Raw genomic sequence first — 12,428 nt, 5'->3', positions numbered from 1 at the left:
CCCTCTGGCCTCGCAGACACTCCCCGCGTCACGCGCGCGTCACGCACGATCCGCGCGCCCGTACGCGCTGAGCGAAACATGCCGACGAACGGGCAGGATCCCCAGGGTCGCGTGGTTATATGTGAGGCATCGGAACATCGGTGCAGGCACGAAACGAGGAGGCAGACCAATGACAACCGCAACCGCTGAAGCTCCTGTCCTCCACCGCCTCACGGCGGCCGACCGCTGCGACTCGTGCGGCGCCCAGGCGTACATCGCCGCCGAGGTCAACGGCAGCGAGCTGCTGTTCTGCGCGCACCACGGCCGCAAGTACGAGGAGAAGCTGCGCGCCGTCGCCACCAGCTGGCACGACGAGACCGAGCGACTTCAGGCCTGAGACCAGGCAGACGAGGCGCCCATCCGGATCATCCGGATGGGCGCCTTCTCGTCTCAGTCCCCGTAGACGCGGGGCACGAGGGGCGAGATGCGCAGCAGCAGCTCCTCCCCCACGGTGTCGATCGCCTCGGCAAGGTCGGTCGCGCTCGGCACGCCGTCGGCGGGCGCGCCGAAGATCCGCACCTCGTCGCCGACCGCCGCGCCGTCCCAGCCCTCGATCTCGATGCTCGCGGGCCCGACCGTCAGGAGCGCGCGCGGGCCGGCGGGCGTCGCGACACGCACGCGGCCGGCCAGCGTCGACAGCAGCCCATCGGTCGCGCCGACGCCCGCCGTGACCCGATCGTCGGTCACGCTCGTCACGCGGGCGACGAGCGTCGCGACGGGCTCGATGCCCTCGAGCTCGGGCCCGTCGGCCGAGCGCACGCCGTAGCAGAACGCGCCGACGCGGACGAGGTCGTAGCGGAACTCGGGGCGGTGCCAGGCGGCGGCGCTGGCGGCGAGGTGGCGCACCTCGGGCGCGAGCCCCGCCTCCCTCGCCTGCGCGACGGCGCGCTCGAACGCGGCGCGCGAGGCGTCGTCCTCCGCGTCGCTGGCCTCCGCGATGTGGGTCCACACGCCCGCGACGCGGATGCGCCCCTCGGCCTCCATGCGCGCCGCGAGGGCGACGGCCTCGGGCCAGGCCTCGGGGCGGATGCCGTTGCGGTGCAGCCCCGTGTCGATCTTGAGGTGGACCGCGGCGGGGGCGCCTCGCCCGCCGGCGAGGGCCGCGACCCGCTGCAGGTAGTCGGTGTCGCCCACGCCCAGCTCGAGGCCGGCCTCCAGCGCCCGCGCGGCATCGACGTCGGTCGCGGTCGCCCACGCGAAGACGCGCGCGGCCGGCCGCAGCCGCTTGGCGCGCAGCGCGCTCGGGATGTCGATGGCGCCGAACCACGACGCGCCCTCGTCCGCCGCGGCCGGCACGACGGCATCGACGCCCAGCCCGTAGGCGTCGTCCTTCACGATCACCATCAGCTCCGCCGGCAGCATCCGCTCGCGCACCGCGCGGATGTTGCGCCGCAGGCGGCCGAGGTCCACGCGCAGCTCGACCTCCGTGCGCGGCGCGCCCGCGCGCGGCGCCACCCCCGCCGCGAGCTCGTGCTCGGTCAGGCCCGTGGCGCGCGCCCACGCGGCCAGCGCTCCCGGGTGGCCCGGGCCGAGGAAGACCGCCTCGTCGCCCGCCTCGACCTCGGCGTCGCCGATCTCGACGACGCACACGTCCATCGCCACCCGCCCGACGATCGGCAGCTCGCGGCCGCGGATCATCACGGTCGCGTGGCCGCCGAGTGCCCGCACGACGCCCTGGGCGTAGCCGCCCGTCACGAGCGCGACGCGCGTGTCGCGGGTCGCGCGGAAGCGGTAGCCGTACGAGACGCCCTCGCCCGCGAGCAGCGGCTTCGTCTGCAGCACGCGCCCGCTCAGCCACACACCGGCATCGGCGTGCGCGCCGGCACCCGATCCGGATCGCGACATGCGGGTCCTCTCAGCGACGTCGGGCGGCCGGCATGACCGCCTCGTGACGCGGGCGCGTGCCCTGCCGGATGCCGGTGGCCGACACGCGGTTCTCGTACAGGCCGGGCACCCAGTTGCCCTCGATGAGCACGGGTCCCTCGGGCCCCACGGCGACGTCCCATCCGACGTAGTGGACGCCGGGGACCACGCGTGCGGCCTCGTCGACGAGCGCGACGACCTGGTCCCACAGCGGCACCTGGAAGTCGACGATCGAGGCGCCCGAGTCGGGGTGCACCTCGTAGCGGCTCAGCTTCTTGCCCGTGTAGCCCGGGCCGCGCGAGCGGCCGTTCTCGTCGAGCATCGTGAAGAAGCCGCCCCAGCTGAACTGGTCGCTCACGGAGCCGCGGCCGAACTTCTGCACCGCGACGAGCACGTGCACGTCGGTGCCGTCGAAGTACGTCGCGACGCGGGTGGTGTTCACGGTGTCGGCGCAGTACCCGGCCAGGTACGGGTGCTGCACGATCGGCTGCTCGATGAGCACCTGCCCCGCCTCGGTCAGGCGCCGGTGGAACGCGTCCCAGTCGTCTGTGCCCGCGGTGTCGTAGCGGAACACGCCGTGGCCCTCGCGGCTCACCGGCACCTTGGCGATGATCACGGGGTGCCGCGAGGCGAACTCGCGCAGCCCGTCGGCGCCGACCTCGCCCAGGTCGATCCACTCGCGCCCGAGGAACTTCGCGAAGCGCTTGTTGAACGCGATCTTGTTCTCGAGCTCGCGGGAGGCCTCGCGGTCGTTCAGCGCCACGGCCAGGTGGTGCTGCAGCACCGAGGTCATGAACGTCTTGCGCTCGGCCTTCGTCAGCAGCGCGAAGTCGGCCTCGTAGTAGTCGATGAACGCCGTGTCGTGGAACGCGGCCCACCACACCATGTCGACGAACACGGCCGGCATCCACTTGCCCTGCTCTTCGGCGATCTGTCGCGCGAACGTCGCCACGCGCGCCGGGCTGAAGGCCTTGATGCGCCGCGCGAAGTAGGAGGCACGTGCCTTCAGGGCGATGTCGATGGGCAAGCGGATGACCTTCCTTCGATGGTTCTCGCGGCCCCGCGAGCGGCTCGGGCGGCCGACGCGAGCAAGGGCCAACTATACCGAGGAGGTGCTCCGAAGATCCCCGAGAGCCCCGTGTTACCGTGACATCCATGAGTCAGACGGGCCTGCGGATCGGCTACCTCCTGAACCGGGCCCGCCGCCTCAAGCCGGGCAATCTGATCGAGTTCGCCCGGCAGTCGCAGAAGGTCTCGCGCGCCCCGCTGCCGGTCATCATCGCCGATATGCTGTGGTGCGCCGCGCGCTACGAGATGGGCTTCCGCGACTACGCCGTGTGGGACATCCGCACGCTGAATGCGCGCGAGCGCGCGACGTGGATGACGCACCCGAAGGGCTTCCGACTCAACCGCACGCTCAACGGCATGCAGGCCCGCGCGCTGCTCGAGGACAAGCCGCGCTTCTACCGCGACTTCGCCGACCTCATCCGCCGGGACTGGCTCGATCTGCGCACCGCGACGCCGGACGAGGTGGCCGCGTTCCTCGACCGCCACGCGCGCGTGCTGGCGAAGCCGGCCGACGGCTTCGGCGGCGCGGGCATCACGGCGCACGACACGGCCGGAATCGCCGACGCGGGCGCCTGGCGCGACGAGCTCGTGCGCGGCGGCCAGACGCTCGTCGAGGAGTTCCTGCGCCAGGACGAGCGCATGGCCGCTCTGTACCCCGAGAGCGTCAACACCGTGCGGCTGATCACCTACCGCGACCCGCAGGACACGCTCCACGTCATCGCCTCGGTGCTGCGGATCGGCAACGGCTCGGTGATCGACAACTTCGCCGGTGGCGGCATGTTCACGATGCTCGACGACGACGGCGTGGCGCTGTACCCCGCCGTCGACAAGAACAGCAACGTCTTCGAGCGCCACCCCGTGACGGGCACCGAGATCCGCGGCTTCGCCGTGCCGCAGTACGACGAGGTGCTCCGGATGATCGACGACGCCGCCCGTCGCCTGCCGACCGTGCCCTACGTCGGCTGGGACATCGCGATCACGCCGGAGGGGCCCGCGATCATCGAGGCCAACCACAATTCGAGCGTGTTCCAGATGAAGCCCTCGGTCTCGGGCGTGCGCACGGGCCTGCTGCACCGCTATCGCGACGCGATCGGGGCCGACATCGTCGACTCCCGCCGCGCCCGCTCCGACGCGAATGGCTAGCCTCGGCCGAGCCAGCGCCCTGATCGCCGTCGGGACGCTCGTCTCGCGCGTCACCGGGCTGCTGCGCGCCATGGTGCTCGTGACGGCGATCGGCGCGATCGGCGAGGCCTCCGACGCGTTCACGATCGCCAACCAGCTGCCCAACTACGTCTTCCAGGTGATCTCCGCGGGCGTGCTCACGGCGGTGATCGTGCCGCAGGTGGTGCAGTGGAGCGGTCACGAGGACGGCGGTCGCGCGCAGCTGTCGAAGCTGTTCACGCTGGCGGCGGTGCTGCTGTTCGCCGTCACGGCGCTCTCGCTCGTCGCCGCGCCGCTGCTCGTGCAGGTGTTCGGCGCGCAGTGGTCGGCCGATCAGCACGCCCTGGCCACCGCCTTCTCCTACTGGTGCCTGCCGCAGGTGTTCTTCTACGGCATGTTCGCGCTGATCGGCGAGACGCTCAACGCGCGCGGTGTCTTCGGCCCGTACGCATGGGCGCCCATCGCGAACAACATCGTCTCCATCGCCGGGTTCCTCCTGTTCATCCAGATGTTCGGCGCGCGCCGCAACGACGTGGCCGACTGGGACCCGGCGATGATCGCCGTCCTCGCCGGCGTCGCCACGCTCGGCATCGTCGTGCAGACGGTCGTCCTTGTCGCGTTCTGGCGCCGCACCCGCCTGCACCTGCGGCCCGACTTCCGGTGGCGCGGCATGGGGCTCGGGCGGCTCGGCCACCTGGCCAGCTGGACGTTCCTCATGCTGCTCGTGGGTCTCGGCGTCTCGACGGTGCAGCAGATGGTGATCTCCGGCGCCTCGGGCCAGCACGCGTCGGCGACCATCTGGTACAACGGCTGGCTGCTGTACATGCTCCCGTACTCGCTCGTGATCATGTCGATCGGGACACCGTACTTCACGCGCCTCAGCGGGCATGCCGCCGCCGGTCAGGACGATCTCGTGCGCGACGACATCCGCCGCAGCACCCGCGTGCTCAGCCTCTTCGCCGTGGTGTCGGCGGCGGTCGTGATGGCGGCCTCGATCCCGGCGGTCCGGATCGTGGCGGACACGCGCGCCGACGCGGTGGCGGGCGCGCCCGTGCTCATCGCCTTCATCCTCGCCCTCGTGCCGCTCGCGGTGCAGTTCATCGTGCAGCGCACGTTCTACGCGTACGGCGACACCCGCACGCCCTTCTTCTTCACGCTCGCCCAGGCCAGCGTCGCGGTCCTGCTGACGCTCGCCGCCCAGTGGCTGCTGCCGGCCGAGCTGCTCGCGGCGGGCGTGGCGCTCGCGCAGGCGGTGTCGAGCATGGTGCAGGTCGTCCTCGCCAGCTGGCTGCTCCACCGCCGCCTCGGCACGATCGGCATGTCCGAGACCATCTGGGCCATCGTGCGGTTCAGCCTCGCGGCCGTGCCTGCCGCCGCCGCCGGAGTGGGCGTCTTCCTGCTCAGCGGCGGCACGTCCGGTTGGATGCTGGCCGGCATGCTGCAGGGCGTCCTCGGCACGTGCACGATCGGGGCCGTCGTCGGCGGCGTGTACCTCGCCATCCTCGCGCTGTTCCGCACGCCGGAGCTGACACCCGCGTTCGACATGGTGCGCAGGCTCGTCCGCCGCTAGCAGCAGGGCGCTCACCCGCCGCACGCGAAACCGGCCGGCCCCCGAGGGAGCCGGCCGGTTTCGTCGAAGATCACGCCGTGCGGATGATGCCCAGCGGCGTCGACTGGTGCCCCTGGCCGAGCGGGTTGTCCTTGAGGATCCGCACGAGCAGCCTCTCGCCCTCGCGGCCCAGGGTGGAGCCGAGGATGTTGCCGCCCAGGTCGTTGATGTCGACCACGGCGACGTGCGCATCGGCCTTCAGCAGCGTGCGCACGTGCGCGGCGACCTCGCGCGGACGCTCGGGCCCGAGCACGACGGCCGTGTTGTACGGCGGGATCGTGCCGGGCGTGGGCCCGTCGATCGCGCGCGCCTTGTCGCCGGCGATGCGGTAGAAGTCACCGCTGCGCCCGAACAGCTTCGTCACGGCCGACACGGCCGCGGCGAAGAGGATGCGGGGCGTGCCGACCTCGCGCAGCGCGAACTCCATCGTCTCGGGGATGCCGAGGCCGATGCCGTACGCGGTCTTGGTGACGTACTTCGACAGGAACCGCGCGAGCGGGCGCGCCTGGATCTCGCTCATCTGGTACGAGCGGCCCTGCATGATCGCGACGATCTTCTCCGTCACGAAGAGGATGTCGCCGTCCCGCACGTGATCCGCGGCGTAGCTCGCGATGACCTCGTCGAGCTCGTCGCCGGGCATGATGACCCGGGTCTTGAGCGGGATGCGCTGATACGTCGTGCCGTCGACGACGACCTCGAGGGCCTTGCCCTCGTTCGCCGACGTGCTCACTCGAGGTAGTCCCGCAGCGACTGCGAGCGGCTCGGGTGACGCAGCTTGGCCATGGTCTTCGACTCGATCTGGCGGATCCGCTCGCGCGTGACGCCGAACGTGTCGCCGATCTGGTCGAGGGTCTTCGGCTGGCCGTCGCCCAGGCCGAAGCGCATGCGGATCACGCCCGCCTCGCGCTCCGAGAGCGAGTCGAGCAGACTCTCGAGCTGACGCTGCAGCATCGTGAAGCCGACCGCGTCGGCCGGCACGACCGCCTCGGTGTCCTCGATGAGGTCGCCGAACTCGCTGTCGCCGTCCTCGCCGAGCGGGGTGTGCAGCGAGATCGGCTCGCGGCCGTACTTCTGCACCTCGACGACCTTCTCGGGCGTCATGTCGAGTTCCTTCGACAGCTCCTCGGGCGTGGGCTCGCGGCCCAGGTCCTGCAGCATCTGGCGCTGCACGCGGGCGAGCTTGTTGATGACCTCGACCATGTGCACCGGGATGCGGATCGTGCGCGCCTGGTCGGCCATGGCGCGGGTGATCGCCTGGCGGATCCACCACGTCGCGTACGTCGAGAACTTGAAGCCCTTGGTGTAGTCGAACTTCTCGACCGCGCGGATGAGACCGAGGTTGCCCTCCTGGATCAGGTCGAGGAACTGCATGCCGCGGCCCGTGTAGCGCTTGGCGAGCGAGACGACCAGTCGCAGGTTCGCCCCGAGCAGGTGGCTCTTGGCGCGCTGGCCGTCGCGGGCCACCCACTGCAGGTCGAGGCCGAGCTGGCTCGACTTCTCGGCCGCCGACATCTTCGACAGCTTCTCCTCGGCGAACAGGCCCGCCTCGATGCGCATGGCGAGGTCGACCTCCTCCGCCGCGTTCAGCAGCGGGACCTTGCCGATCTGCTTGAGGTAGTCCTTGACGGGGTCGGCGGTGGCGCCGGTGATCTGCGTGGAGTAGACCGGCACCTCCTCCTCGTCGGCCTGGGAGATGACGATCGCGCCCGTCGGCAGCGGCTCGGTGGTCGGCTTCGGGGCGGCGTCGTCCTCGGCGTCGTCGGCCTCGCCCTCGGCGACGACCGGAACCGCGGCGGTGTCGGGGGCGGCGACGTCGACGACGTCCTCCTCGGTCGCGACGTCGTCGACGTCCTCGGGCTCGTCCTTCTGCGCGGTCTTCTTGGCGGCGGTCTTCTTCGCCGGCGCCTTCGCCGCGGTGGTCTTCTTGGCGGCGCGCTTGGCGGGCGCCTTCTTCGGAGCGGCCTCGGCGGCGTCGGTCGTCTCGTCGGCGACGACCTCCTCGCTCGCCTTCGCCGTGGTCTTGGCCGCGCTCTTGCGCGGAGTCTTCGTGGCAGTGGTCACGTCTCGCCTTTCACCGACGGCGCTGTGCGCGACGCCCCCGGATGTTCTCGGGCACTAGTAGGACCCTTGTCAAGTGGCGTCAGGCGCCTCTCGACATCGGGTCCGTCTTGACATTATAACCCGCGCGCCCTAGAGAACATTCCCCGCTCGTCAGGAGGAGGCGCCCTTGTCGTCCTCGGCCGGGCGCGAGGCGAGGTAGCGCTCCAGCTCGGCGGCCAGCTCGTCGGCGCTCGGCAGCGCCGCCTCGTCGAACGTGCCCGTGCCCGACGGCGCGGCGCCGCTCGCGAGCCGGGCTGCGTAGGCGTCGTAGCGCTCCTCGAGCCCGCGCACCATCCGCTCGAGCTCCTCGTTCGAGGTGATCTGCTCCTCGACGCGCTCCACGTAGTCGCGGTCCTCCTCGCGGAGGTCGTCGAGCGCGAACACCAGCCCCGTCGCCGACATGAGCTTCTCGAGCGCGGCCGCGGTCGCACCCGGGTAGTCGGTGTCGGCGAGGTAGTGCGGCACGAGCAGCACGAAGCCGGTGACCGTCGCGCCGGCCTGGCTCAGCCGGATCTCGAGCAGGTGGCCCACGGTGGCGGGCACCTGCGTGTGCGGGCGCCAGATGGAGTGCGCCTCGATGAGGTCGCCGCGCGTGCCGCTCACGGTCGCGCCGAGGGTGCGCGTGTGCGGCACCGGCATCGCGATCGCGTGCACCCACGTGACCGACGACACGTCGTACTCCTCGCCGAGGTCGAGCACGGCCTCCGCGAAGGCGTCCCAGCCGAAGTCCGGCTCGTACCCGGCCAGCACGAGGAACGGCTGGCCGAGCGCGTCGCGCACGAGCGAGAGCTCCAGCCGCTGCGGCCGGTAATCCGTGAGGTGGTCCTGATCGAACGTGACGATCGGCCGCCGGGCGCGGTAGTCCAGCAGCGCGTCGTTCGAGAACGACACGAGCGGCCGCGGATCGAGCTCCTCGCGCACGTATTCGATGACGCCCGAGACGGTGCCTCCCGCGTCGGTGAAGCCCGTCATGAGCACGACCAGCGGCAGCCCGGCGGGCACCACCGGGGCATTGGCGACTCGCTCGTACAGGGGACCGAAGGGGGGCATGCGTCCATGCTACGAGGCGCGCGCGACGCCGTCGCCGTCCCGGCCCGCGCGGGAGCCGCCTTACGCCAGAGGCGAAAACCGCGACCCCCGGGGGCGACGGCCGTGGCGCACGCGGCGTACCTAGGATGGAGCGCATGGCCCACCCCGAGCTCTCGCTGACGCACGCCCCCTTCCCCTCCGATGACGCCGACGCGCTGATCCTCGCGATCCCGGCGCTCGAGGAGGCCGAGCTCGGCGCCTACCCCGGCCTCGCGGACGCGCTGGAGGCCGTCGGATTCACGGGCGCGGCGCGCAGCTGCGCGCGCGCCTACGTGCCCGAGGTCGCGGCCAAGCCGCTCGCCGTCGTGGGCCTCGGCTCCTCCCCCGACCTCGAGACGATCCGGCAGGCCGTGGGCGCGGGCGCCCGCCAGCTCACCGGGTTCGACACCGTGGCCGTGGCGGTGCTGTCGGACGTCGAGGACGCGTGGCGCGCGGCCGCCGAGGGCGCAGCGCTGGGCGCCTACCGCTTCGACACCTACAAGACCGGCGACGCCGAGAAGGCGGCCGAGAAGCGCCGCGCAAAGCGGATCGTCGTGCACGCCCCCGAGGGCGCGAGCGACGGCGACCTCGCGTCGGTGCGCGCCGGTGCCGACGCCGTGGCGCTCGTGAAGGACCTCGTCTCGACGCCCGCGGAGTGGCAGAGCCCCGCACAGCTGGCGGAGTCGGCCGTGGCCGCCGTCGAGGGCCTGGCCGTGGACGTCACGGTGTACGACGAGGCGGCGCTCGAGGAGGGCGGCTTCGGCGGCATCCTCGGCGTCGGCAAGGGATCGGACCGCCCGCCGCGCCTCGTGCGCCTGGAGTGGGCGCCGGAGGGCGCGCAGCGCCACGTCGCGCTCGTGGGCAAGGGCATCACGTTCGACACGGGCGGCCTCTCGCTCAAGCCCGCCGCATCGATGGTGGGCATGAACGAGGACATGACCGGCGCCGCGGAGGTGCTGGCCGCCGTCCGCGCCGCCGCGCAGCTCGAGCTGCCCGTGCGGGTGACGGGATGGATGTGCCTCGCCGACAACATGCCGTCGGGGCGCGCGATCCGCCCCGGCGACGTGCTGCGCATGCTCGACGGCCAGACGGTCGAGGTCACGAACACGGACGCCGAGGGGCGCCTCGTGCTGGCGGACGGCCTCGTCGCCGCGAGCCGCGAGCAGCCCGATGTCATCGTCGACGTCGCCACCCTGACCGGTGCCATCGTCATCGGGCTGGGCACGCGCTACACGGGCGTGATGGGCGATCAGGAAGCCGTCGACGCCTTCCTGCGCGCCTCCGACCGCACGGGCGAGCCGGTCTGGGCGCTGCCGCTGCCGGAGTACCTCAACGAGCACCTCGACTCGCGCATCGCCGACATGCAGAACGCGAACGTCGGCAACCGCGAGGCGGGTTCGCTCTTCGCCGGCCTGTTCCTGCAGCGCTTCGTGGGCCGCACCGGTGAGGGCGACGACGCGCCGCGCATCCCCTGGGTGCACCTCGACATCGCCGGCTCGGCCATGTCGGCCGGCAGCGCCTACGGCTACACCGACAAGGGGCCGACGGGCGCCACCGTGCGCACGCTCATCGACTTCGTCGCGGCGGGCGGCGAGCTGCGGTGACCGCCGCGACCGCTCGGACGGAGACCGCATGACAGAGCACGCCTTCGACATCGTCGTGCTGGGCGGCGGCAGCGGCGGCTACGCCGCGGCGCTGCGGGCGGCCGAGCTGGGCAAGACCGTGGCGCTCGTGGAGCGCGACCGCCTCGGCGGCACGTGCCTGCACCGCGGCTGCATCCCGACCAAGGCCCTGCTGCACGCCGCCGAGATCGCCGATACCGTGCGCTCGGCCTCGGCGTCCGGCGTGTCCGCGAGTCTTGACGGGGTCGACGGCGCGGCGATGCTCGCGCACCGCCGCGCGATCGTCGAGAAGAAGACGAAGGGCCTCGAGGGGCTCATCGCGCGGCGCGGCATCACCGTGGTCTCGGGATCGGGCACCCTCACCGCCGACCGCGCGGTCGCCGTGGGCGACGACCTGTACCGCGGCACGGACGTCGTGCTCGCCACGGGCTCGCACAGCCGCTCGATCCCCGGGATCGAGCCGGGCGAGCGCATCCTCACGAGCGAGGGCGCCCTCGCGCTCGACCGCGTGCCGGAGCGGGCCGTCGTGCTGGGCGGCGGCGTGATCGGCGTCGAGTTCGCCAGCGCCTGGCGCTCGCTGGGCGCCGAGGTCACGATCGTCGAGGGCCTGGACCGCCTCGTCCCGAACGAGGACGCCGCGCTCAGCACCGCGCTCGGGCGCGCCTTCCGCCGCCGCGGCATCGCGTCGCGCCTCGCCGCGCGCGTGGCCTCGGCCGTCGAGTCGGCGTCCGGCGTCACCGTCACCCTGGAGGGCGGCGAGACGCTGGAGGGCGACGTGCTGCTCGTCGCCGTGGGTCGCGGGCCGTCGACGTCGGGCCTGGGTCTCGAGGAGGCCGGGGTCGCGCTCGATCGCGGCTTCGTCGCCGTCGACGCGCAGCTGCGCACCAGCGTGCCCGGCGTGTGGGCGGTGGGCGACATCACCCCGGGCCTGCAGCTGGCTCACCGCGGGTTCCAGCAGGGCATCTTCGTCGCCGAGCGGATCGCGGGCCTCGAGCCGGCGCCGATCGACGAGAACCACATCCCCCGGGTCACGTACTCGAGCCCCGAGCTCGCCTCCGTCGGCCTCACGCAGGCGGCGGCTGAGGAGCGGTACGGCGCCGAGGGCGTCGCGGTGGCCGAGTTCGACCTGGCGGGCAACGCGCGCAGCGAGATCCTCGGCACGCGCGGGCTCGTGAAGGTCGTGCGTCGCGTCGACGGCCCCGTCGTCGGCGTGCACCTCGCGGGCGATCGCGTGGGCGAGCTCATCACCGAGGGGCAGCTGGCCGTCGCGTGGGACGCGCATCCGGAGGACATCGCGCCCCTCATCCACGCGCATCCCACGCAGAGCGAGGCCCTCGGCGAGGCGTTCCTCGCCCTCGCGGGAAAGCCGCTCCACACACTCTGAACGTCCCCGATCCGCCCCGCGCCCGCGTGCGCGTGCCGCACCTGCGGGACGGATCACTAAGCTAGGCATGTCATCGACATTTACGAAGGAGACTTCGACATGAGCACTTCCGTAGTCCTCCCCGCGCTCGGCGAGAGCGTCACCGAGGGCACCATCACCCGCTGGCTGAAGCAGGTGGGCGATACCGTGCAGGCGGATGAGGCCCTGCTCGAGGTCTCGACCGACAAGGTCGACACGGAGATCCCGTCGCCGGTGAGCGGCGTGATCGAGGAGATCCTCTTCCAGGAGGACGACACCGTCGAGGTGGGCGCCGTCCTGGCCAAGATCGGCGACGGCAGCGGCGCGTCCGCCGCGCCCGAGGCCCCCGCCCAGGCCGCTCCGGCCGCCGAGGCCGCTCCCGCCCCCGCGGTCGAGGCGTCCACGGCCCCCGCCGCGGACTCCCCCGCCGCCGAGGCCGCCCCGGCTCCGGCCGCGTCGGGTGACGCGACCGACATCGTGCTGCCCGAGCTGGGCG

11 protein-coding genes are annotated in these 12,428 nt (G+C 72.4%); 6 read left to right on the top strand and 5 right to left on the bottom strand.

The genetic code is table 11. The annotated features are described in order from the left end of the window. Positions 1–169 precede the first annotated feature (169 nt). Entirely contained in the window at positions 170–376 is a 207-nt protein-coding gene (locus tag ACWDR7_RS06685; protein WP_449854149.1) for a DUF7455 domain-containing protein, read from the top strand. 53 nt (positions 377–429) lie between these two features. Here ACWDR7_RS06685 and ACWDR7_RS06680 read toward each other — a convergent pair whose 3' ends face one another. Next, the gene (locus ACWDR7_RS06680) at positions 430–1,884 is read right to left on the bottom strand and encodes an alanine racemase (protein ID WP_449854148.1); all 1,455 of its coding nucleotides are present in this window, start codon (positions 1,882–1,884) and stop codon (positions 430–432) included. Between the two features lie 10 nt (positions 1,885–1,894). Further along, complete coding sequence (locus ACWDR7_RS06675; protein ID WP_449854147.1) at positions 1,895–2,929, bottom strand: sugar-transfer associated ATP-grasp domain-containing protein; 1,035 nt, start codon at positions 2,927–2,929, stop codon at positions 1,895–1,897. A gap of 128 nt (positions 2,930–3,057) precedes the next feature. Between ACWDR7_RS06675 and ACWDR7_RS06670 the strand changes: the two genes are divergently transcribed. Next, positions 3,058–4,113 carry a sugar-transfer associated ATP-grasp domain-containing protein gene (locus ACWDR7_RS06670; protein ID WP_449854146.1) on the top strand — a complete coding sequence of 352 codons (1,056 nt, stop codon included), beginning with the start codon at positions 3,058–3,060 and terminating at the stop codon, positions 4,111–4,113. Beyond that, positions 4,106–5,701 (top strand): murein biosynthesis integral membrane protein MurJ, encoded by a 1,596-nt coding sequence (murJ, locus tag ACWDR7_RS06665; RefSeq protein WP_449854145.1) that lies wholly within the window; start codon positions 4,106–4,108, stop codon positions 5,699–5,701. Before ACWDR7_RS06670 ends, murJ begins: the two co-directional genes overlap by 8 nt. 70 nt (positions 5,702–5,771) lie before the next feature. Here murJ and ACWDR7_RS06660 read toward each other — a convergent pair whose 3' ends face one another. The 3 genes from ACWDR7_RS06660 to ACWDR7_RS06650 form a co-directional block, all read right to left on the bottom strand. Further along, positions 5,772–6,470 carry a coenzyme F420-0:L-glutamate ligase gene (locus tag ACWDR7_RS06660; protein ID WP_449854144.1) on the bottom strand — a complete coding sequence of 233 codons (699 nt, stop codon included), beginning with the start codon at positions 6,468–6,470 and terminating at the stop codon, positions 5,772–5,774. Continuing rightward, positions 6,467–7,801 carry an RNA polymerase sigma factor gene (locus ACWDR7_RS06655; protein ID WP_449854143.1) on the bottom strand — a complete coding sequence of 445 codons (1,335 nt, stop codon included), beginning with the start codon at positions 7,799–7,801 and terminating at the stop codon, positions 6,467–6,469. Before ACWDR7_RS06655 ends, ACWDR7_RS06660 begins: the two co-directional genes overlap by 4 nt. A 150-nt stretch (positions 7,802–7,951) precedes the next feature. Continuing rightward, positions 7,952–8,890: a PAC2 family protein gene (locus ACWDR7_RS06650; protein WP_449854142.1), complete on the bottom strand. Its 939-nt coding sequence runs from the start codon at positions 8,888–8,890 to the stop codon at positions 7,952–7,954. A 134-nt stretch (positions 8,891–9,024) separates the two neighbouring features. Here ACWDR7_RS06650 and ACWDR7_RS06645 point away from each other — a divergent pair, with 134 nt between their 5' ends. The 3 genes from ACWDR7_RS06645 to ACWDR7_RS06635 all read left to right on the top strand — a co-directional run. After that, a complete protein-coding gene (locus ACWDR7_RS06645) occupies positions 9,025–10,512 on the top strand; it encodes a leucyl aminopeptidase (RefSeq protein ID WP_449854141.1) in 1,488 nt (495 codons plus the stop codon). Between the two features lie 28 nt (positions 10,513–10,540). Next, entirely contained in the window at positions 10,541–11,914 is a 1,374-nt protein-coding gene (gene lpdA / locus ACWDR7_RS06640) for a dihydrolipoyl dehydrogenase (protein WP_449854140.1), read from the top strand. Positions 11,915–12,013: 99 nt separating this feature from the next. Continuing rightward, positions 12,014–12,428 (top strand): biotin/lipoyl-containing protein (locus ACWDR7_RS06635; RefSeq protein ID WP_449854139.1); only part of this gene is annotated, 415 nt, incomplete at its 3' end.

The organism is Microbacterium sp. NPDC003461, assembly GCF_053588335.1.
Note: the sequence above shows the minus strand (reverse complement) of the source record. Positions and strands in the feature narration are given on the sequence as shown.

Bases quoted from the DNA above. Each gene is read 5' to 3' on its own strand.
- ACWDR7_RS06685 (WP_449854149.1), top strand. From the start codon at position 170: ATGACAACCGCAACCGCTGAAGCTCCTGTCCTCCACCGCCTCACGGCG.
- ACWDR7_RS06680 (WP_449854148.1), bottom strand. From the start codon at position 1,884: ATGTCGCGATCCGGATCGGGTGCCGGCGCGCACGCCGATGCCGGTGTG.
- ACWDR7_RS06670 (WP_449854146.1), top strand. From the start codon at position 3,058: ATGAGTCAGACGGGCCTGCGGATCGGCTACCTCCTGAACCGGGCCCGC.
- murJ (WP_449854145.1), top strand. From the start codon at position 4,106: ATGGCTAGCCTCGGCCGAGCCAGCGCCCTGATCGCCGTCGGGACGCTC.
- ACWDR7_RS06650 (WP_449854142.1), bottom strand. From the start codon at position 8,890: ATGCCCCCCTTCGGTCCCCTGTACGAGCGAGTCGCCAATGCCCCGGTG.
- ACWDR7_RS06645 (WP_449854141.1), top strand. From the start codon at position 9,025: ATGGCCCACCCCGAGCTCTCGCTGACGCACGCCCCCTTCCCCTCCGAT.
- lpdA (WP_449854140.1), top strand. From the start codon at position 10,541: ATGACAGAGCACGCCTTCGACATCGTCGTGCTGGGCGGCGGCAGCGGC.